This is a genomic window from Collinsella sp. AM41-2BH, assembly GCF_003468085.1.
In the GTDB taxonomy this organism is placed as follows: Bacteria; Actinomycetota; Coriobacteriia; order Coriobacteriales; family Coriobacteriaceae; genus Collinsella.
Genome location: NZ_QSGH01000004.1, coordinates 122,842 through 144,600 on the forward strand (window position 1 = coordinate 122,842; position 21,759 = coordinate 144,600).

General features: G+C 58.8%; 16 protein-coding genes. 14 read left to right on the forward strand and 2 right to left on the reverse strand.

The window, feature by feature from the left end; all coding sequences use genetic code 11:
* Nucleotides 1-27 precede the first annotated feature (27 nt).
* The 4 genes from DW899_RS03465 to DW899_RS03480 all read left to right on the forward strand — a co-directional run bounded on the left by DW899_RS03465 (nt 28) and on the right by DW899_RS03480 (nt 1,542).
* Nucleotides 28-420, forward strand: coding sequence for a type II toxin-antitoxin system Phd/YefM family antitoxin (locus DW899_RS03465; protein WP_158566559.1), 393 nt, complete (start codon nt 28-30; stop codon nt 418-420).
* Complete coding sequence (locus DW899_RS03470) at nt 417-839, forward strand: PIN domain-containing protein (protein WP_117800020.1); 423 nt, start codon at nt 417-419, stop codon at nt 837-839. Before DW899_RS03465 ends, DW899_RS03470 begins: the two co-directional genes overlap by 4 nt.
* 108 nt (nt 840-947) lie before the next feature.
* Nucleotides 948-1,217 carry a type II toxin-antitoxin system prevent-host-death family antitoxin gene (locus DW899_RS03475; protein WP_117800021.1) on the forward strand — a complete coding sequence of 90 codons (270 nt, stop codon included), beginning with the start codon at nt 948-950 and terminating at the stop codon, nt 1,215-1,217.
* Entirely contained in the window at nt 1,207-1,542 is a 336-nt protein-coding gene (locus DW899_RS03480) for a type II toxin-antitoxin system RelE/ParE family toxin (protein WP_117800022.1), read from the forward strand. The genes DW899_RS03475 and DW899_RS03480 overlap by 11 nt, the downstream gene beginning before the upstream one ends.
* Before the next feature lie 39 nt (nt 1,543-1,581).
* Here the strand turns inward: DW899_RS03480 and DW899_RS03485 are convergent, their stop codons facing one another.
* Together DW899_RS03485 and DW899_RS03490 are read right to left on the reverse strand one after the other, a co-directional pair.
* Nucleotides 1,582-2,421: a MerR family transcriptional regulator gene (locus DW899_RS03485; protein ID WP_233539890.1), complete on the reverse strand. Its 840-nt coding sequence runs from the start codon at nt 2,419-2,421 to the stop codon at nt 1,582-1,584.
* Nucleotides 2,422-2,484: 63 nt separating this feature from the next.
* Nucleotides 2,485-3,831 carry an MATE family efflux transporter gene (locus tag DW899_RS03490; protein WP_117800024.1) on the reverse strand — a complete coding sequence of 449 codons (1,347 nt, stop codon included), beginning with the start codon at nt 3,829-3,831 and terminating at the stop codon, nt 2,485-2,487.
* 259 nt (nt 3,832-4,090) lie between these two features.
* On the opposite strand from DW899_RS03490, the gene DW899_RS03495 reads away from it, so the two are divergent.
* The 10 genes from DW899_RS03495 to DW899_RS03540 all read left to right on the forward strand — a co-directional run bounded on the left by DW899_RS03495 (nt 4,091) and on the right by DW899_RS03540 (nt 21,613).
* A complete protein-coding gene (locus DW899_RS03495) occupies nt 4,091-5,920 on the forward strand; it encodes an ABC transporter ATP-binding protein (protein WP_117800025.1) in 1,830 nt (609 codons plus the stop codon).
* Nucleotides 5,913-7,811 carry an ABC transporter ATP-binding protein gene (locus DW899_RS03500; protein WP_117800026.1) on the forward strand — a complete coding sequence of 633 codons (1,899 nt, stop codon included), beginning with the start codon at nt 5,913-5,915 and terminating at the stop codon, nt 7,809-7,811. The genes DW899_RS03495 and DW899_RS03500 overlap by 8 nt, the downstream gene beginning before the upstream one ends.
* 215 nt (nt 7,812-8,026) lie before the next feature.
* Nucleotides 8,027-9,064, forward strand: coding sequence for a hypothetical protein (locus DW899_RS03505; protein WP_117800027.1), 1,038 nt, complete (start codon nt 8,027-8,029; stop codon nt 9,062-9,064).
* A gap of 234 nt (nt 9,065-9,298) precedes the next feature.
* Complete coding sequence (gene moaA, locus DW899_RS03510) at nt 9,299-10,354, forward strand: GTP 3',8-cyclase MoaA (RefSeq protein ID WP_233539887.1); 1,056 nt, start codon at nt 9,299-9,301, stop codon at nt 10,352-10,354.
* Nucleotides 10,355-10,358: 4 nt separating this feature from the next.
* Nucleotides 10,359-11,663: a molybdopterin-guanine dinucleotide biosynthesis protein B gene (gene mobB / locus DW899_RS10865; protein ID WP_117800028.1), complete on the forward strand. Its 1,305-nt coding sequence runs from the start codon at nt 10,359-10,361 to the stop codon at nt 11,661-11,663.
* 265 nt (nt 11,664-11,928) lie between these two features.
* Nucleotides 11,929-13,209, forward strand: a complete 1,281-nt coding sequence (locus DW899_RS03520; RefSeq protein ID WP_158566560.1) for an MFS transporter — start codon at nt 11,929-11,931, stop codon at nt 13,207-13,209.
* 209 nt (nt 13,210-13,418) lie between these two features.
* Nucleotides 13,419-14,240: an HAD family hydrolase gene (locus DW899_RS03525; RefSeq protein ID WP_117800030.1), complete on the forward strand. Its 822-nt coding sequence runs from the start codon at nt 13,419-13,421 to the stop codon at nt 14,238-14,240.
* 538 nt (nt 14,241-14,778) lie between these two features.
* Nucleotides 14,779-18,096 carry a Spy0128 family protein gene (locus tag DW899_RS03530; RefSeq protein ID WP_117800031.1) on the forward strand — a complete coding sequence of 1,106 codons (3,318 nt, stop codon included), beginning with the start codon at nt 14,779-14,781 and terminating at the stop codon, nt 18,094-18,096.
* Nucleotides 18,089-19,756, forward strand: coding sequence for a SpaA isopeptide-forming pilin-related protein (locus DW899_RS03535; protein WP_158566561.1), 1,668 nt, complete (start codon nt 18,089-18,091; stop codon nt 19,754-19,756). The genes DW899_RS03530 and DW899_RS03535 overlap by 8 nt, the downstream gene beginning before the upstream one ends.
* 114 nt (nt 19,757-19,870) lie before the next feature.
* Nucleotides 19,871-21,613, forward strand: coding sequence for an isopeptide-forming domain-containing fimbrial protein (locus tag DW899_RS03540; RefSeq protein WP_158566562.1), 1,743 nt, complete (start codon nt 19,871-19,873; stop codon nt 21,611-21,613).
* The last annotated feature ends 146 nt before the right edge of the window (nt 21,614-21,759 follow it).

Genomic DNA, 21,759 nt, shown 5'->3' on the forward strand with positions numbered 1-21,759 from the left:
TGAAGATACATGTTGAGAGGAGCCGTTATGGTTACTGTCGCATTTTCGGAGCTGCGCCAAAACCTTACGCAGGTGGCCGAAAAGGTTGCCAATGAGGGCGAGGAGGTTGTGGTCTTCAAGCGGAGCAAGCCGTTGTTCAAGATTGTGCCGCTCGACTATCAAGCTCCGGTTGCAGTGGGATATGACGCTGCCCAGGAGCGTGGGGGCGCAAAGCCGGCGTTCGGCACGGGCAAGCCCAAGCGCGACGTGGGTACGATGTGGCATCCCAAGATCACCTGGAAGGAGATTCGCGAGATGCTCGCAGAGGATGAGGACTACCAGGAGTATCTCGATATCGTGGCTAAAATGCCAAAGGGAACGCCGCTCGATACGATGACGGTTGAAGACGAAAAGCGCGTCGCGAGGGAGCGCTACCTATGAGGGCATTTCTCGATATCAATTTTCTGCTCGATTGCGTGCTTCCGGGCCGGCCGGAGCACGCAGCGGCGCAAACGATCAAGGGGCTCGTCGACGTGGGGCTTATCGAGGGCGTTGTTTCGGCCTGCTCTCTCAAGGACGCGTACTACATTCTCACCAAACAGGTCGGCGAGGTGCGCGCCCGCGAGGTGGTGCGCGATTGCCTTAAGAGCTACTCGGTAGAGCCTCTCGACCAAGAAGCTTGTTTTACCTCCGCCTATTCCGATGAGCCGGATTTTGAGGATGGCTGTATCCGTGCGATGGCCGAGCGTGCCGGCGTGGACTTTATCATCACGCGCGATCGCGCCGCTTTTGTGCGCTCGACCATCAAGACCTTCTCGCCCGCAGAGTTCATCCGTGCGTTTCCGATCCCGGAGGAGTAAAGCTGCCATATCGGGGATTGTCCCCGGGGCGGTAGTTCTCCTATAGCCGATGCTCGTTGGTTGAGCTACACTTCATAATTATGTACATAATTATGATTGGAGTTGAACATGCCCGTTTGCGTTCCAATTAAAGATATGCGGGACACCGCGAAATTCTCGGAGCTCGTTGAAACTACTGCTGGTCCAGTGACTGTTACAAAAAATGGCTATAGCAAATTTGTCGTACTTCGATCCGAGGACTACGATCTCATGGTTCAGGAACGGGCTAAGGCTCGTCTGATGGCTCGTATAGCTGTGGCCGAACGGGAGCGTGCTGCTGGCACGGCACGTGATGCCTTTGAGGCTCTCGATGACCTTGAGGAAAAATATGGCCTATAACGTCAAGATCCTGCCTACAGCTGAACATGAAGTTGACGATATCGTTGATTATCTATTGGGGCATGGTGTTTTTACCGCCCGGCACTTTCTTGATAAATACCGTAGTCAGCTCCAGCTTCTTCAAAGTGGTGTAGTTGACTACGGCTTATCGAAGTTACCCGAGCTTGCAGTGCTTGGTTACCATGCTTGCCTCGTTAATTCTTATGTAATGCTTTATTACTACGATAACGAGGACGTTGTGATTGCCCATGTTTTTCACCAAAGCCAAGATTATGCCGCATTGGTGATATCTAGAAATCGATTTGAGTTGCTGGATGACGATTAGTAAGAACCGCCCGGAAGCATGATGCCTTTCGGGCGGATTTTATTTGGACGGGGCAACGGGCACCGTGATCTGCGTCACGTAGGTTGCCGGATCATCGCTGATGATGTCGTCGATCAGGGCGATCTCGCGCGACGGACCGGCGGGCGTCAGGTTGTGCTCGCGCATATAGCCGAGCAGCTGCTTATAGCGTGGGCCCGCTTGTCCGTGCGTGCCGCGGAAGCTTATGGTCAGGCAGCGCGCGGCAGGTCGCGTCTCAACATCGCCCAGGTAATCATCGGTGTCATCGAGCAGCAGAAAGACCTCGTCGTAGCCATCAAAGTCTCCGGCGGCCAGGCGTTCGGGCGCGATACCCACACCCAGATTGCCAAGATAGGCAAAGGTTTCGTGCTGTCCCTGCTGAAGCTGGCGGATATGCCATCCCAGCGAATAGGCGTCGGTGGGATTGACGCGCTCGTGCAGCGCGGCGCAGCGAAGTTCGGGTTCCTCGATTTCGCTAATGGTGTCGAGATCAGCATTCAAAGCGCCATGAAGCAAGGCAAGCCGCTGGTCAATCTTGCGCGACATGCGCTCCAACTCACGCCGCCTGTGCTCAATTAACTCCTGTTGCTTGGTCAGTTGCCGTTGCATCAAATCCATATCGCGCGTAGTGACAAACTCGCGAATCTGCGCCAGCGGCAAGTCGAGAACGCGCAGGTTGCCGATGGTGTTGAGGGTGGAGAGCTGCCGCGATCCGTAGTAGCGGTACCCACTCGTCGGATCGACATATGCCGGTTCCAATAGCCCCATCTGTTCGTAATGGCGCAGTGTGCCCACGCTCAAATTGAGCAAGCGCGCCACCTCGCCAATGCGGAGCAGGCCCTCGGTGTGTTCGCTTGGCATGTCGGTCACAGGACCGCTCCTTTCGGTAAAACAGGGGAGAGGCGCTAGGCCTGCGTTGCCCCGCTACGCTGCCAACTTGTCAAAAGCCCCGCGCCGGTTGAGCACGGTAAACGCAACAACACAGATGACTGCCGACAGAATCGACCCGCACGGCGAGGCGATGCCCATGGGAAACAGCGTGTTGGAATAGGCGTTCGACAGCAGCCACGCGCCCGGCACGCGAATGAGCGCCACGGCCAGCACGTTGTGCGCAAAGCCGATGTAGCTCTTGCCGTATGCAGCGAAAAAGCCGCTAAAGCAAATGTGGATGCCGGCAAAGATTGCGTCGAAAATGTAGCTGCGCATATAGCCGGTGCCGGCCGCGACCACCGCGGCGTCCTTGGCAAAAAAGCCGATAAATGCCGGCGCCACCAGCCACATCAGCGCCGTGATCAGGCAGCCGTACACCACCGAGATGGTCATGGCGTCCTTGAGCACCTGACGTGCGCGGTCGCCCTTGCCCGCGCCGGCGTTTTGCGCCGTGAGCGCGCTGACGGTAGCGCCCATGGAACTCGGCACAATGAACAAAAAGCTGATCATCTTTTCGACCAGGCCCACGGCGGCGGCATCAACCAGGCCGCGGTGGTTGGCGATGACGGTGATAAACATAAACGCCACCTGGATGCAGCCGTCCTGCACGGCCACGGGCACGCCGATCTTAAGGATGCTGCCGAGCACCTCGGGCTGGGGGCGCAGGTCGCTGCGCTTGAGGTGAATGTGCGTACGGCGGCTCTTGAGCCACACAAGCGCGAGGGCCACGCTCGCCGTCTGTGCGATAACCGTGCCGAGTGCGGCGCCTACGGGGCCGAGCCCCATGTGGCCGATAAACAGAAAGTCGAGCGCGATGTTGATGATGCACGCCACGCCAATCACGTACATGGGCGAGCGCGAATCGCCTAGGCCGCGAAAGATGGCCGAGAGGATGTTGTACGCGGCGATAAAGGGAATGCCCATAAAGCAGATACGCAGGTAGGCGGCGGTTCCTTCGACCGCTTCGGCCGGCGTGCCAATGAGTGCCACAATCTGCGGACACAGTGCGAGCAGGACAGCGGCCAGCACCACCGAGACACCCATAAAGAGCGTGATGGTGTTGCCGATGGCGGCTTCGGCGCGGTCGAAGCGGCGCGAACCCACGGCGTGGCCGACGATGACTGTCGTTCCCATGGTCAGGCCCACGAGCGTCACGGTAATGATATAGAGCGTCTGCGCGCCGTTGCCCACAGCGGTGATACCGGCGGCACCGCTAAACTGCCCCATCATGTACAGGTCGGCCATGCCGTAGAGCATCTGCAAAAAGTACGAGAGCATATAGGGCAGGGCAAAGACCGCGATGGTCTTAAGGACGTTGCCGCGTGTGAGGTCGTGTTCCATGGGCGGGGCTTTCTGGCTTAGATCGTTTACGTACCAGTGTAGTGAAAACCCTACAACGATTGTAGAGTCAAGATTTGTGTTGGCAGCGGGGCGAAAAAGTCACGCTCGCGTTCATTTCCAATTGAATACAGGGGCGCGTCCTGCGAGCTTGGTGCCTGCGCCAACCTTGCAGAAATCGATTTCGGAACACTTGACACCGCCGCACGGCGCGCCATAATACGTGGGTTTGCGAACAACGTTTGATGGGGGATGAACCTGCGTGCGCAATCTCAAGATTCTGTTTTCCTATCTGGGGGCATACCGCCGCGATGCCATACTCGGCGTGCTCTTTGTGACGGCCGAGACGGCGCTCGAGCTGTTTATCCCGGTCATCATGGCAAATATCATCGATGTGGGCGTGCCCGCGGGCGACATCAACTACATGCTGTTGCAGGGCACGTATATGTTGGTGTGCGCCGCATGTTCGCTGGTACTTGGCTTGGGCTATGCGCGCACGTCCGCCCGCGTTGCCTCGGGGCTGGGCGCTAACCTGCGCGAGGCCGAGTATCGCAAGATCCAGACGCTCGCTTTTGGCAATCTGGACAACTACGACGCCAGCTCGCTGGTCACTCGCATGACCACCGACATCACCGTCATCCAAAACGCCATCGGCAACGGTTTTCGTCCCATGGTGCGCGGCCCCGTGACGCTCATCGTCGGCTTGGTCTATGCGCTGGTGCTGTCGCGTCCGCTCGCCACCGTTTTCGCGATCATCCTGCCGGTGTTGGCGATCGTACTGGGCGTTATCACCTATCGCGTCAGTCCGCTCTACCGCCAGTTGCAGACCTCGATGGACCATCTCAACGGCGTGGTGCAGGAGGACCTCACCGCCGTGCGCGCCGTCAAGGCGTACGTGCGCGCCGAGCACGAGGAGGCCAAGTTCGATGCCGTCAATACCGAGCTTGCGCGCACCGCGACGAAGACCTTTGGCAACGCTGTGCTCAACTTGCCGGTGTTTCAGCTGTCGATGTACGTGGCGGCGCTTTCCATTCTGTGGATCGGCGGTCGCATGATTCTTGCCGGCGAGCTCGGCGTGGGCTCGCTCACGGGCTTCATGAGCTATGTGCTGCTGATCATGAACTCGCTCATGATGATTTCCAACGTGTTTTTGCTGCTCACGCGCGCACTTGCCAGCGTGGAGCGCATCTCGCGGGTGCTCGACGAGCGTTCGCTTATCCAGGCGCCCGACGCTGCCACTGCCGTGCATGGGGTGGCCGACGGAAGCATCGAGTTTCGCGACGTGTCGTTTAAGTACCGCGAGGATGCAGCCGAGGATGTGCTCGAACATATCGACCTTCGCATCGAGAGCGGCTCGACGGTGGGCATCCTCGGCGGCACGGGCTCGGGCAAGAGCTCGCTTGTGCAGCTGATCGCGCGCCTGTACGACGCCACCGAAGGCGCCGTGCTCGTGGGCGGGCGCGATGTGCGCGATTACGACCTGGCCGCCTTGCGCGACGCCGTGGGCATCGTGCTACAAAAGAACGTGCTGTTTACGGGTACCGTGCGCGAGAACCTGCAGTGGGGCGCGCCCGATGCCACCGACGAGGAGCTGCTGCGTGCCTGCCGGGCGGCATGCGTGGACGAGTTCCTAGATCGCATCGGCGGACTCGACGGCTATCTGGGCCAGGGCGGTGCCGGCGTCTCGGGCGGACAAAAACAGCGTCTGTGCATCGCGCGTACGTTGCTCAAGCATCCGCGTGTGCTCATCTTTGACGATTCGACCAGCGCGGTCGATATGGCGACCGACGCCAAGATCCGCGAGCATATCGCGCAGATTCCCGATACAACCGTGATTGTCATTGCGCAGCGCATCGCGAGCGTCATGGATGCCGATCGCATTATTGTGCTGGACGACGGACGTGTCCACGGCGTGGGCACGCATGAGGATCTGCTGGCGGGCGACGCCATTTATCAGGAGATTTATGCCTCGCAGATGGAGTTTGCGGGGGATGCGGACGCCGGTGACGGCCGCGACGATGGCTGCGCGAATGATCCGTTTTCCTCCGTCCCCAGCGGATTGACCTTGGAAGGGGGTGAGCGCCATGCCTAAGACATCCGCTCAGGCCCGTCCCACCAATCTGACGCAGACGCTTCGCCGCCTGCTCTCCTACATGGGACACGCCAAGTTCTCGCTGCTCGCAGTGGGCGTGCTCGCCTCCGTCGCCGCCATCGCGAGCCTCACCGGCACCTACATGGTGTGCCCTATCGTCAACGGTTTGGCCACGGGCGGTGAGGAACTGCTCGCCAGACAGGTCATCTTTACCGCTGCCATCTACGCCGCGGGCGTGCTCTCGGCCCTGGGCTACTCACAGATCATGGTGCGCGCGGCCCAACGCGTGGTGTCCGATATTCGCCGCGACCTGTTTGCGCACATCCAGATGCTGCCGCTGAGCTACTTCGACAGCACGCGCTCGGGCGACATCATGAGCTTTTTCACCAACGACGTCGACACCGTCTCCGAGGCGCTCAACAACAGTTTTGCCAACGTGATTCAGGCGAGCATCCAGATGGTCGGTACCACGGCTATGCTCATCATTCTCAACTGGCAGCTCACGATTATCACGCTCGTGTGCGACGCGGCCATTGTGCTGTACGCGCGCTACTCGGGCATGCGTTCCAAGCGCTTTTTTGCCGCTCAGCAGGCGTCGCTGGGCGATTTGGACGGATACGTCGAGGAGATGGTCTCGGGCCAAAAGGTCATCAAGGTCTTTAATCACGAGCAGGCCAACGTGGCCGGTTTTGACGTGCGCAACCAAGAGCTGCGCCGCACCGGTGGTGCCGCGCAGGCCTACGCCAACTCGATGGTTCCCATGACCGTGGTGATCGGCTATGCCAACTACGCCATCGTTGCCGTGGCGGGTGGCATACTCTGCATCAAGGGGCTCGCCGACGTAGGCGCGCTTGCAAGCTACCTGGTCTTTGTACGCCAGGCCGCCATGCCCATCAACCAGTTTACGCAGCTGGGCAACTTTTTGCTCAACGCGTTGGCCGGCGCCGAGCGCCTGTTTGCCGCCATGGACCTTAAGCCCGAGGTTGACGAGGGCTGCGTGGAGCTGGTGCAGACGGGCGACGCCGCGTGGGCGTGGAAGATTCCCGAGGGCCAGGGCGTGGGCGCGTACGGGCACCTGCATGACGTGGCAGCCGTTGATGAGTCGGGCCGTGCGGTGGCTGCCGACGGTACCGAGCTTGTTTGCGGCTTGGTCCCGCTTGCCGGCGACGTGCGCTTCCATGCCGTGGACTTTTCCTACGTGCCGGGCACCCGTGTGCTCACGGACCTCAACCTGTTTGCCAAGCCGGGGCAAAAGATCGCGTTTGTGGGCTCGACGGGCGCCGGAAAGACGACCATCACCAACCTCATCAACCGCTTCTACGAGGTCGATGACGGCGAGATCACGTACGACGGCATCGACGTCAAGCACATTGCCAAGGCCAGCCTGCGCGGATCGCTCGGCATTGTGCTGCAGGACACGCACCTGTTTAGCGGCACCATTGCGCAGAACATCCGCTTTGGCAAGCTCGACGCGACCGACGAGGAAGTGCGCGCCGCTGCCGAGGCCGCCTGCGCGGATTCGTTTATCCGCCGCCTGCCTAGAGGCTACGACACGCCGGTCACGGCCGACGGCGCCAACCTGTCGCAGGGCCAGCGCCAGCTGCTCGCCATTGCGCGCGTGGCCGTCGCCGACCCACCGGTGCTCATCCTGGACGAGGCCACTTCGAGCATCGACACGCGCACCGAAAAGCTTATCGAGCGCGGTATGGACCGCATCATGCGCGGACGCACTACGTTTATGATCGCGCACCGCCTGTCCACCGTCCGCGACGCCGACGCCATCATGGTCCTTGAACACGGCCGCATCATCGAGCGCGGCACGCACGAAGAGCTGCTCGCCCAACACGGCGAGTACTGGCAGCTGGCACATGGCTTAAAAGAGTTGGATTAACCCGTTCGAGCACGATGCTTTGACCCCTCCGTGCCCCTCGCCTCGCCTCGAACCATCACAACATTCGACGTTTTTTGCCAAAATTGGGAAAAGCATCGAATGTTGTGATGGTTTTTCTGCCGCTCGATCGGGCGGAATCGCTTTCTTGCGCACGAAGGTGTGCGGACCCGTGGGCAGGGGAATAAGGTTGGTTATCCGACTCCATTGGAGGGCTCATGGACCTGCCGATCGTCCTGTCCCATAAGACTGCCTGGCTGTACCACAACGTGGCGCGCCCGTCCGAGCCGCTCTCGCGAGCAAGCAGCCTATACGATGAGGACTCGCTTGCTGGCGAGGCGGAGCTGACCGCGAGCCTGCCCAAATTGGGACTCGATGCCAAGGGGCTGAGGGCTTCAACGGCAGTTGGGATCGTTGCCGACTATCTGGTTTCGCTTGGTATTCCACGAGAAGAGCTCGATTATATCGACACACTCGTCAACTTTGATTTTGAGCGCTCGACGCCGGCTGGATTTAGGTGCCACGTGTTTGGGGCGCCGGTGCCTCCAGGCCATCTTATCGAGGTGGCGGAGGGCCTTCTGGTGGTTGATGAGGCCATGTGTTTTGTCCAAGCGGGTTCGTGGATGAGTGAGCCCGAGCAGCTGGAATATGGCTACGAAATCTGTGCCCGATACCATTTGAATCATTTGTCGACAGGCGATTATATCGAGATGGGGCAGAGGTATACCGTTGCCGATTTGATTGCCTATTGCAATGTGAACCGATCTCGTCAGGGGGCCATACGCGCGGCCGCCGTGATCAAGCGCGTGCACGATGGCGCGCGGTCGCCCATGGAGACGGCCACCGCAATCATGGTCGTAGCAAAACGTTCCCAGGGCGGGCTGGGATACGTCAAGATCGAGCTCAACCATAGGGTCGATGTTCCCAACGAGTTCAAGTATCTCGCAAAGGCCGGGTATTTCGAGATCGACGTATATGCGCCTGCGAGCGGTACTGGAATTGAATACAACGGCTCGGACCATCTTGATAAACAGCGCAGCGCGTCGGACGCGGAGCGTATGACCGTGCTGAGCGCGCTGGGCTTTAGGATGATCGTCCTCACCGGGACTCAGTTTGCCCATCAGCTGCAATTGCACCGGGCGATGAACGCCATCGCGCTCGCTATGGGCCTTAAGTGCGACCGAAGCGAAGCGTTCCAGAAACGTCAGAACGACCTGCGAGAATTCGTGATTCGGCACTGGGACGGCGGTCTTTAGGGGCGCTTTGGTCCTTCTACGGGGCGCTGCGGGCAGGTAGACCATCACAACATTCGACGTTTTTTGCCAAAAACGGGAAAAGCATCGAATGTTGTGATGGATTGTATGCCAAGGATGGGCTTGGGAAGCCGGTCTTGCTCGAAGTGACCTGTCCTGTCGTACGGGTGTCGGCATGATTCTCTCGTGGGGTATTATGTTTTCCGAAGAATAAAACGCCGCGTGAGGGGAGGCTGCGTGGACGGGCACGTGCAACATGACGGCTTTGGCCGCGATATCAACTACCTGCGCATTGCCGTTACCGACAAGTGCAATTTCCGCTGCATTTACTGCATGCCGGCCGATGGCGTGGCGCCCCGCGCGCACGACGAGCTGCTCAGCGCCGAGGAAATCGCCCGCTTTGTGCGCTTGGTGGCGGGGGAGGGCATTCGCCGCGTGCGCCTGACGGGTGGCGAGCCGCTGGTCAGCCGCCGTATCATCCCGCTCATTCGCGACATCCGCGCGATTCCGCAGATCGAGGACATCTCGCTCACCACCAACGGCGCTCTGCTGCCTAAGCTGGCACCGCAGCTCAAAGATGCCGGGCTTAACCGCGTCAACATCTCGCTCGATACGCTCGACCCTACGCTGTTTGGAAAGATCACGCGCCTGGGTCGGCTCGAGCAGACCATGGCTGGCATCGACGCGGCGCTGGCTTGGGGCTTTGAGCCGGTTAAGGTCAACTGTGTTGTTGTGCGCCGGCTCAACCAGGATGTGGCGGCCCTCGCGCGGCTCACGCTCGACCGTCCCATCCACCTGCGCTTTATCGAATACATGCCCATTGGCGACGAACACACGAGCTCGCATTGCGCTGTGGACCCGCATGCGCCCGCGCTCAATCCCGAGTTGTGGGATGCGAGCGACACCGTGCCGAGCGACGAGCTGCGGACGCGCATCAATGCCGGGGCCGCCGCGGCGGGACTGGGCGAGCTCGAGCCGCTCGACATCAACGACGCTCCTGCCGGCGCGGGTCCTGCGCGGTACTGGCACTTTCCGGGCGCGGCGGGAACGGTTGGCTTTATTAGCGCCATGTCCAACCATTTTTGTGCGAATTGCAACCGTCTGCGCCTGACGGCCGATGGCAACGTGCGTCCGTGCCTGTTCAGCGATGCCGAGTATTCGGTGCGTGAGGCGCTGCGCCGTGGTGATGATATGCAGGTGCTTTCGATTTGGCGCGATGCCGTGGCCCACAAACCGCAGGAACACGCGATAATTGAGGGCACGCAACGATTTATGTCCCAAATCGGAGGATGATCATATGGCCAAGAGCAGGTACGCCGATGCCACCAAGGCCGCTCGCAGGGCCGCGATGTCTGCCCACAAAGTCACGGCTGCGGCGAATGCTGGTAACGCCGACGCGTCCGCGCAGCCGTCTGCCAGCGCTGTTGCCGATCCCGCCCGTGACGCCCGTCGCGACGAGCTGACGCACGTGGACGCCAAGGGCGAAGTGCGCATGGTCGACGTGTCCGACAAGGCCGAGACCCATCGCATTGCCATCGCCGAGGGCACCATCCTCATGCATCCCGAGACGCAGGCCATGGTGCTGCAGGACCGCGCCAAAAAGGGCGACGTGCTTGCCTGCGCGCGCGTGGCGGGCATTATGGCCATCAAACGCACGAGCGACATCATTCCCATGTGCCATCCGCTGCTCATTACTAAGAGCAAGTGCGACATTGCGCCCATCGCTGCGGCGGGGACGCCGGCCGATGACGTGCCCGAGGGCTGGGCGCCGGCGCGCGCGGACGGGCAGGTTGGCTTTCACGTGCTGGTCACGGCGGGCGTGACGGGCAAGACGGGTATTGAGATGGAGGCGCTGACCGGCGCGAGTGCCGCGTGCCTTACGATCTATGACATGTGCAAGGCCGTCGATCGCGGCATGGAGATCGTCGACGTGCGCCTGCTGCACAAGGAGGGCGGTCGCTCGGGCGTGTGGGATCGTGCAGAGCGTCAAGCCGCTGCTGTTGAGGCTGTGGCCGCTGACGGTGCCGCACCCGCAAGCGCACCCGTCGCCGTCGCGCCCGCAGCTCCCACTCCGGCCGTTCCCGCGATCGCGTTTATCGGCTACCAGAACTCGGGCAAGACCACGCTCGTCGAGAAGGTTATCGCCGAGCTCACCCGCCGCGGCCTGCGCGTGGGTTCACTCAAGCATCACGGGCACCACGGCTTTGATATCGACGTGCCCGCTAAGGATACCTGGCGCCATCACCAAGCCGGATCCAAACACGTGGGCCTCATCTGCGCCACGCGCTGGGCGGAGTACGCCGACACGCGCGAGGAGGACGAGATGCCCGCGCGCGAGCTGCTGTCGCGCTACAACGATGTCGACGTGGTGATCATCGAGGGCTACAAGACCGAGGGCTTCGACAACATCGTGGTCGCGCGCTCCGGTGTCGACCGTTTGCGCGGCAAGAGCTCACTCGACCTGGTCGATGGCCACACGCTGGCCCTTGCCTGCAATGAGGCCCTGGCGCGTCAGGCCTTCGACGCCGGCTTCGCGACCCGAGCCATCAACATCAACGACGCCCGAGCCATCTGCGACCTTATCCAAGATTATCTGGCCTAGAACCTGCCAAAAAGGGACAGGTTTATTTTGGCAGGTTTTATCTGGGCAAACGTCATTTCCACCACAAAGGGGCCAGGCACCTTTGTGGTGGTTTTTGCTTTGGTAGATGTGTGGGACATGCCTTACAATCTACCAAGTAGTTCATGACGGGCGAAAAAAGGAGAGAAGGGTCCTGATGCGTCCTTAATGTTTCATGCGGACTGATTGATTTGATAGACGGTGGCGAATGCCCACCGCCCGTATTCGTATGAAACAAGGAGTCTCCATGCTCGCCTCTCTTTTTTCAAAGCCTCAATCATCGCTGTCCGTGCAGGCCAAGCGCCTGGTGGCGATGCGCTTTCTCGTCTACACCGGGTTTCAGACCAGTTATTTTATCGGCGTCATCGGAACGCTCACCTATGCGGACGACGCTTCGGTCGTCGCGACATCGCTGGCCGTCCTGTTCATGAACGTTTTCGTGATCCTGGGATCCTTTGCGGGTGGAGCGGCGCTCGACGCATGGGGTCCGCGCCGCCATTTCTTGCTGAGCATCGTCGGCACACTCGCAACTGGCACGGCGATCATCGCTTTTGGTAGCGCGACCGGCATCGTCCTGCTCGGCGCGGTGTTTCTGGGCTTTGTGATGGGATTCGCCCAGCCCATCGCCACGTCCTATCCGGCCTACCTCACCGACGATCCTGTCGAGCTCAAAGACATCAACTCCGCCATCGCCATGTTTTCAAACGTGAGTATCATCGTTGGCCCCACGCTGGGCGGCTTTGTCGCGGCGGCTGCGTCGTCGCGCGCGGTGTTTGTGCTCATGATGCTCTTTACCGTGCTGGCGCTCGTCGCCGGTTGGGGCTTTAGGCCGCAGACCAGCCATGTCGCCGGGCATGCGGATGCCGATTCGGCAGAGGAAGGGGAGCGTGCGGGACAAAGCTCCAACCCCAGCGCATCCTCCCGTGCCACCTTCGCAGCCAGCATCAAGACAGTCTTCACCAACAGCGTTCTCGCCCTGCTGTTTTGCATCATCTTCCTCTCGAACTTTGGCTACGGTGCCTTCGATCCGCTCGAGTCGTTTTTCTATCGCGATGTTCTGCACGTTGGCGTTGAGTGGATGGGCTGGCTCTCGTCTGCCTGCGGTGTCGGCGCGGTGCTGGGTGCCGTGCTCGCGCTCCGCTTGCCGCCGCACCTGGTCAACCTTAAAACGCTGCTCGTGGCGCTTATGTCCGTGGGCCTGGGAAGTCTGCTCTATGTGGGGACACCGTACGTGGGCGTGGCCCTTGTCGGCCAGATTGCACTGGGCATAGCTTGGGGTGTCGTCAACCCGCTCCACAACACCATTGTGCAGACGACGGCTCCGCTCGAGCAGCTTGGTCGCGTCAATTCGGTCATGGGCTTTGGCAATATGTTCGCTGGTGTGGCCCCTCTGGCGATTGCCCCGTGGCTGGCGGCAACATTTGGCGTACAACGGACACTCGTGGGGGCAGGCATGGTCGTGACGGCGGTCCCTGCGGCGTTGCTGCTGTTTGGTCGCAGGCATTTTGATCGTGCCGCAAGGCAGTAAAACCATCACAACATTCGATGAAAATCGCGATTTTGCCGAAAAACATCGAATGTTGTGATGGTTTGGCCCGCAAACGTCATTTCCACCACAAAGGAGCCAGGCACCTTTGTGGTGGTTTTTGCTTTAACGGGCCGCGCCTGCGCCTTGGTATACCATGTACGCCGTTTGCGAATATACCCCACACCGCCGCACAACCCAGAAAGGCCCCCATGGACACTACCTTCAGCCACATCAAAGCCGTGTTCTGCGATATCGACGGCACACTGCTCACGAGCCAGCACACGGTGTCCCCGCGCACCGTGGCGGCGATCCGCGCCCTGCGCGAGCGCGGTGTGCTCTTTGGCCTGTGCACCGGGCGCGACGCCCACGCGACCGAGGCCATGTACGAGCTCTGGGGCATCGAAGGCCTGGTGGACGTGCTCGTGGGTTGCGGTGGCGCCGAGGTCATCGACCGTGCGCACGACATCAACGAGCTGAGCTATCCGCTGCCGGGCGAGACCATCGCGCGCATCTGCAAGCACATGGCGGACCTTCCGGCAACGCCCGTCTGCCCCCGAGACGGCGTGTTCTACGTGCCCGAGAGCAATGCGTGCGTCGAGCACCTGTCGCGCGTCGACGGCGTGCCCTACCAGGTGGTCGATTTTGCCGAGTTCTTGCGCGGGCCGCAGCCCAAGGTGATGTTTACCATGGCACCCGAGGTAATGCCGCGGGTGATTGAGCGGGCGTCGACGTTTGCCGATGACACTGTTAAGGCGGCAGCTCTGCAAACCACGCAGCGGCTCTACGAATTCATGGATCCGCGCGTGTCCAAGACTCGCGGCCTTGTGCGCGTGGCGGAGCTCAACGACATGGAGCTCCAGAACATCTGCGTGTTTGGCGATGCCGATAACGACACCTGCATGGTGGCCGACGCCGGCGTGGGCGTTGCCATGGCAAACGGCAGCGCCGCCACCCGCGCCGCCGCCGATTTTGTAACCGCCAGCAACGACAATGACGGCATTGCGGTCTTTATCGAGGAACATCTTCTGTAGCGCCTGGGGGCAGCCACAAAGAGGGCAGAGCGCCTTTGTGGTGGTTTTCCAAGCGTTCCAACAGTCGATTGTTGGAACGCTTTTTTGTAGCGAGGAGATTTGCAGCCGGTAACATGCGATGTCATTCAAGTGTCGATGTATGAACATGTCGGCACACACTGGTTGTGTAGTAATTGACCAATTAGCTCAAAACTAATATTTGCAGGTAGATATACTGCCATTCACGGCGCAATTTTGACCGTTCACAGATTGAGCGGGTTAAAACAAAATGTTGTACAAACAATGATAAAGTGTCATTTATCTAGATTTGCTAACGAGTTTACCAGCATCTTTCCGAAATTTAACCCTCGAAAAACAATGCATAGTTTGAATAATTGTTAAGAAGTTAAGGCAACGCGAAGTAAAATTGACATTGTTAGGCTTGCGTTGTTTAAATAAAGAATAATAATATGCATATCGAGCGCGAGCAATTATAGGTTGCGCGCCCAAGTTTGATGGTGAAAGAGCAAGATCGCGGTCTCTTGGGGAGGAGACATCGATGAAAGCGAATTCAGACAAATCTAAGCAGAGTAAAAAAGCGACGCGCCGTGTACTGGCAGGCGTTTTGTGCGGAGCCTCCGTTTTGAGCCTGGTACTGTCGCTCGTCATGCCCCCGATCTCGCAGGCCATTGCCAACGATGCCCAGGCAGCTCCTACCGAGGAAACTGTGATGGGGGGTTCCTCAACTGAGTCTACTGATGTAGAAAACACCAACAACGGGGATACCGAAAACCAGAATAGTGACGAGACCGAGGGCGACGAAGCCGACCCTTCAAATGGTGTTGAGCAGGGTCAGCCTGAAGGTAAGCTGCAGGCCGAAGATGGCGAGTTGTCGGATGGCAATGCCGTAATGCTGGCTGCGGAAGGCGGGCAGACTAAAACGGCATCCACTGAAATACGAACAGCTGACGACTTGAAAAAACTGGCAAATGCAAGCGGTGTTGCTAGCTTCAAGCTTATGAATGATGTCGAGACCGGCGAGACAATCGCGCTTAACAAGGACGGCAGCAATATCACGCTGGATTTAAATGGCTGCAAAATTAAGTATACAAGTCAGAGCCAGCCCCTATTCAACATAACCGGCGGCGCAACGTTGACTGTCAAGGACGGTCAGCAAGTTGCCGCGACAGAGACTACGACTTCTCAAACAAATAAATGCGGCAATCTCGCTTTAATGGAATACGATACTTCCAATGGCATTCCGACTGGCCTTACCTACTACGTAACCGAATCGGTCGCAAACGGAACCCGTACAACCGAGACTCTTAAGGCGTATAAGGCTCATGTCAAGGGTGCCATCGTGGCGTGCTCAGGCTCAAAGGACTTGAGGCTCATCGTAATCAATAGCGGTGGCCACCTCAATCTTGAGAGCGGCATGATTACGCAGGATAAAAACAACTGTGTCAAAAATTTGGTGTACGCAGCGGGCAGTTCGGCCATCAGCGTGGACGGCGGGTATGTCTGCGGCGGATATTGTCCGGAGGGCGCCGCTGGTGCGGGTATTTCTGTCGAGAACTCAACTCTTGACATCTCTGACGGCGTAATCGCTGGTAACTATGCCCCCAGTGGCGGCGGCGTTTATGCCCTGAATTCTACGGTAAACATGGTTGGCGGTATTATCTCCGGTAACGGTACAAATGATAATGAAGTCGGTTATGGCGCGGGAATTTGTGCTGAGGACTCTATGGTGACCATTACGAATGGTTACATTACTAACAACAAATATCAGTTCTATACCGATGAAGGACACAAAGGTAACGGTTGTCACGGTGGTGGCGGCATTGCTGCCTTTAGCCACAATCAGGGACAGAAAAAAGGCGGTCTGGTTATTAGCGGCGGCTACATCACGGGCAACTGCTCTGCCGAGGCTGGCGGCGGCGTTTATGCTGGCGCTTGGAATAAACCTCTTTCCGGGTTTGCGTTTTATGGTGGAATCATCGCCAGCAATGTGGCGCAAAACTCAGAGGGTGGCGGCATCCGTATCGCTGCGCCTACAGTTGGCGAATTTAATGTGAGCGGCAAGAAAGCCTACATCACTAACAATACGACCAATACCACCAACGACTGGGGCGGCGGTGGCGTATTCGTCCAGGGCAGCAGCGACAACAACGTTCAGCCGGCGAGCCTCAATATATATAACGCGCTGATTACCAACAATCATGCCAGTGGCTTTGGCGGCGGGTTTGCCGCTTGCCCGACTGGTAAGACTGCCATTACCGATACCAATGGCATCGCGATTTTCGGTAATTATGACGGTAAACCTGACGGTAGTGGTTATAACCGATCGGGCGGCACCCACGACAAGAACGATGACGCGGATTGGCGCCCTAACCACGAAGGCGGCGAAATAACTGAAGACTTTAAAAAAGCCGGTCACCAGGATCTTTTTCTTATTCGCGATAGTGCTAACGCTGAATCGCTGCCGTATATCGCTGCCGTAACGGGACAGATGCTTGGTGGTGGAGCTGCCAATTGGTCGGGCACGATCGACAAAACACCAACGTCTATCGGCAAGTACGAGGGCGCCCAAGCTAAGTACATGATTGGCCTTAAATCTGAGCCGATTCAGTATGATAAGGATGCTGCTACTGCGGCTGCGTCCCTCTTCATCACGGGCAACCGCTCCAACATCCACGGAGGCGGAGTCATGACCAACGGCGACGTAATCGCTGGCTCCACCACGCAGGTGAACGTGTATCCCAAGATGAAGCTCAACGGCACTAAGGCACTGGAAGGCCGCGCGCTTACTGCGGATGATGCGGGAAAATTCAGGTTCCAACTCTTGGAGCCGGGCGAGAGCGGTGGTGTCCCTAGCTTTAATAATAATGATGATGGCAAATTGCAGCTCAATGGCTGTTCAATAGTTGGCGATGACGATGGGGCCACGAACGACGCTGAAGGTAACTTTGTCTTTGATTTGGGCAGGGTCCACTCCGCTGGAACGAACGTCTACTACCTCGTTGAGGACCCCGGCAACGTTGCGGATCGCGTCCCTGGCGTGGACTACGACCAGACCATCTACAAGATTGAGCTTACAACTACAACCGAAAAGCGGCCGGTGCTGGATATTGATTACATCTACTATTTAGTTACGAATGTAAGGGTTACTAATCTCAAAAATAATGAGGCGAAAACGTTTACTCCGAACAACGGTAGCGATGTCTCCATTAAGATCACCGATGGCAACACCGACAAGACCTTTACTAATGCATACAAACCCAAGGGCTCTTGGACGCCTCAGGTGACCAAGAAGGTTGATGGTGGCGAGATGAAGGCGTTCACATTCGAACTCGCGAACGAGGACGACCCGAACTTCACCAAACCGGAAACGGTAACAATTAATCCTGATCCTGCGAATGTCAAAACTGAAAAAAACGGTAATGCGACGAGCACGGTCGATTTCAAGTCGAAGACATATAAGCTCACGGACCTTAACAATGGTTCCAAGACCTTCACGTACTATGTGCGCGAGAAGTACGAAAGCTCGACCTATCCGCATTACAAGTTTGATCAGTCGGTCTATAGGTTCAAGGTTGTGGCAAAGGATAACACCCAAGGAGGAATCGACTGTGCGGTGACCTACAGGAAGGGAACCGTTGACCCCGGCGGTACGTGGAAAGACACCGATAATAAGGACCACGAGTTTCCCGACACTACCCCCACCTTCACCAACACCTACTCCACATCTTTGCCCCTTTCTGGTATGTCGGGCGTCACTCTGACGTACCTTGCCGGCGCGGCGGCGCTTTGCGCTGCTGCGGCCTGGATGCACATTCGTCGCAAGGCGAATGCGAAGGGAGGCGAGCGTCGTGAATAAGAAAGTTTGCTCCTTCCCGATCTTGTTTGCGCTGCTCGCCCTCTTGATCGGCACCTGCGCGGTTGTGTTCCCCGCATCCGCGCAGGCCGCGCCGAGCGCGACCGGATCCATCACGGTGACAGGCACCGTGGCGCGCAGCTACGACGCCTACCAGATCTTTGACGCCAACGTCGTCGATGACGACAACGACGCCAAGATCGCCACCGACCTTGTCTGGGCAAGCGATGCCGTGCGCGACGCCGCGCTGCCTGTGTTGCACAGCGCCGGCATGCCCAATTCCCAGACCACCGCACAGGAAGCTGCCGAGTGGCTCAACACCGATTCCCGCCTTACGAGCGCGCTGAGCGCACAGCTCGCTCGTTCCCTCCAGAGCTCTGGCGCCGTGTCCGTGGCCCTTAACGCGGGCACGACGGCCGAGCTGCCCTGTGGCTACTGGCTCATCGTCGCCAAAGACGACGCCATCTCCCAAAACGAGGCCGGCACCGCGCCGATCATGGCCCTGGTCGGCGGCAGCGCCGTCACCGTCAAGCCCAAGGCCGCGACGCCCAAGGTCCAAAAGCGCGTGCTGGAGGACAGCACCGCCGCATGGCAGAAGGCCGCCGACGCCACGGTCGGCGACGACCTGTACTGGCGCCTCTCGGCCACGATTCCCGCGGGCCTTGCCGCCTACGACACCTACGCGGTGCAGTTCGTCGACACCATGAGCGCGGGGCTCGACCCCTCCAAGGTCGCCGCGAGCATGCACGTGTACGTGGCTGCCGGGGCGGACGGCGGCTTCGATGCCGTCTCGACCGGCAAGGACGGGCGCGCCGGTACCGAGCCCGCACAGGGCTGGACCGACATCACGGCGTCTTGCACCACCAAGGTGGCCGCGGACGGGACCTTCACCGTGCGCACCGGCGACCTGATCGCCGTGCTCAGCGGGGCTGACGCTTTCACTGCGGGCGCCCGCGTGGTCGCCGTGTACAATGCGCCGCTCGCCGCCGGCTGCAACCACGGCATCGCGAAGGGCAATCCCAACGAGGTCTACCTGCGCTACCCGCGCTCTCCCTTTGCCGACCAGTCCGGCGACGCCGGGTTCACCCGCACGCCGAGCGACGATGCGACTGCCTACACCTGGGATCTCGCGCTGACCAAGCGCAGCAGCAACGGCGACAAGCCGCTGCCCGGGGCGGTCCTGGGCATCACCGACGACCGCGGTCGCACGCTGGCAGCCGATGGCACGTGGGATGCGGAGGGCAAGGCCACCGTCACCACAGGCGAGGACGGCCGCGTGACCGTCTCGGGCGTGGACTCGGGCAAGCTGGAGGTCCGCGAGCTCAAGGCGCCCAAGGGCTACACCGCCTTCGAGGGCACGCGCTCCGTGACGGTCAAGGCCGAGGGCCTGGACGTCGACCAGGTGGCCGCCGCCAAGCCCAAGCTCACCATTACGGCCGAGTCGCCCCTGCGCGCCGACAGCGCGGACGGGTCGACGGGCAGCCTGGAGGCGTCGCTCATCAACACGCCCGCCGGCACGCCCCCTAGCATCTTCACCGGAGGCTTTATACCCTCGACTGGCGATATGGCAATGTACGCCGTGGCCGCCGCAGCGGTCGCTGGGGCTGCGCTCATCGTGGTCGCGCTCCTGGTCAAGCGGGGAGGCGGCAGCCATAAAGAGTAGCTGGCAGCCCCACCGAGAGCGGGGCGAGACGTAACGAAGCAGATGCTAAGACACAGACAGATGATGATCGATCAAATGAGAACCAACCGGAAAACGGAGGAAAAGAAGATGAGCATGAGCAAGAACATCGCACGCCTGGCGGTAACCGCCGGCCTCACAGCAGCGCTGAGCTTCGGCGGCGTCATGGCGCCCGTCACGATGGCGTTTGCTGAGAGTGCGGCGGGTTCGACCGTAACTTTCAATGACCCTACTTATCAAGAGACTACGACCTATAAGGGCATCCAGATCTTTACGGCTAATGTGAGCGATTCTGCTGTCACCAACATTCAGTGGGCCGGCTCTTCCCAGGCCGATAAGGATGCAATTCGGGATGTTGTTGTCAGTGCAATTGATGAAGCCGTGAAGGCAGAAGATTCCACCAAAAGCTACAGCAGCAAAAACGCACAGGAGGCTGCCGAATGGCTGAATGAACATGCTGAAACTGATGAAGCTACAAAGGTTGCGAGCGACAATGTTCTGAATGTAATTGCGAAAAAACTGAATACCGCTGCTTTTTCCGGTGCATGGAAGGCGACTAATCAGGACAATAAATCCCTTTCCGGCCTTGCCGCCGGCTACTGGCTCTTCTTGACCAATAGCGTGGCAGAAGGTTCAAATAACAGCTCGAAGGACGTTTTCACTTCGCCCGTATATGCGGTCGTTGATGGTGTGGCTAATAAAGTGGTGACTCCCAAAAAGAGCGTACCTACCGTCGATAAGAAAATCGTGAGTGTCAGGGGCGATAAAGAGCTCGATGCCAGCGACTCCCATGTTGGGCAGGAGGTTACGTACAACCTCTATGGCACTGTCGCCGATAACTACGATACGTACGGCATGTACTTCTATAAGTTCTCCGACCAACTCTCCAAGGGCTTGACGTTGGAGACCGGCTTCACAGCAACTCTATATGCGAATAAGGACCTCGCTCAGGCTGATATTAACCACGCGAATGGCACTGATGTGACGAGCAGCTTTACTCAAAGTGCGGAACCTGCAGACCCTGCAACTGGAACTAAGACAACGACTTGGACCTGCGAAAATCTTAAGAGTGTGAAACGCGTTGCTGCGGGCTCCTGCATCGTCGTCTCCTATAAGGCAAAGATTAACAGCGAGGCTACCGTTGGAGACAATGCGGGTAACACCAACACTGTCAAACTTGAGTATTCAAACAATCCAATGACCAGCGACACCGGCATGACGGTGCCCGATGAGGTCAAGACCTACACCTATGGCCTTAAACTGAATAAGGTTGACCTTGGCACCGAGAAGGCACTCCCGGATGCAAAATTTACCATCAAGGTGAAGGCGGCGGCGGATTCAAACCTAATGGGGAAATACGTTCAGTCCGATGGAACTCTTGGAGATGATGCGCATAAGTTCACGACTGGCGACGATGGCGCCATTGCTGTCACGGGCCTCGGTGCGGGAACCTATACGGTAGAGGAGACTGACGCTCCCGAAAACTACGATAAGGTCGCATCTTTCGATTTCACGATTAAGTCGAAGAGTGAAAGTGGAACTTCGGGTGAAAGCTCGAACGCAGAAAAGTACGTACTAAGCGCTTCGAGTAATCAGGTTATCATCGGCACGCCGAATGACAAGAAGGGCGACAACAAGCTCGAAGCCAAGACTGGCACAGCTACAAACGACGACGGCACCTTCAACATCACCGTTGGCGATACCAAGCATGTCGGCCTCCCGCTGACCGGCCTCAACGGCGTGACGTTCACTTGGATCGCTGGTGGCGCGGTGCTGTGCATCGGCGTGACGCACCTCATCCGCAGCCGTAAGCAGGCTGAGGTGTCCGAGCAGGAGTAGCGCTCGCTCACCCATCTCCTTGGCAGGTAGGATGTGATGGCCATGAGACTTGCGGACACTTTTCTCGTCCATCTACGTTCTTGCTTTGCCATTCTCTTTTCGGGGCAGACTCCGCACTGGAGTCTGCCCCGTTCTTTTTGGACAAC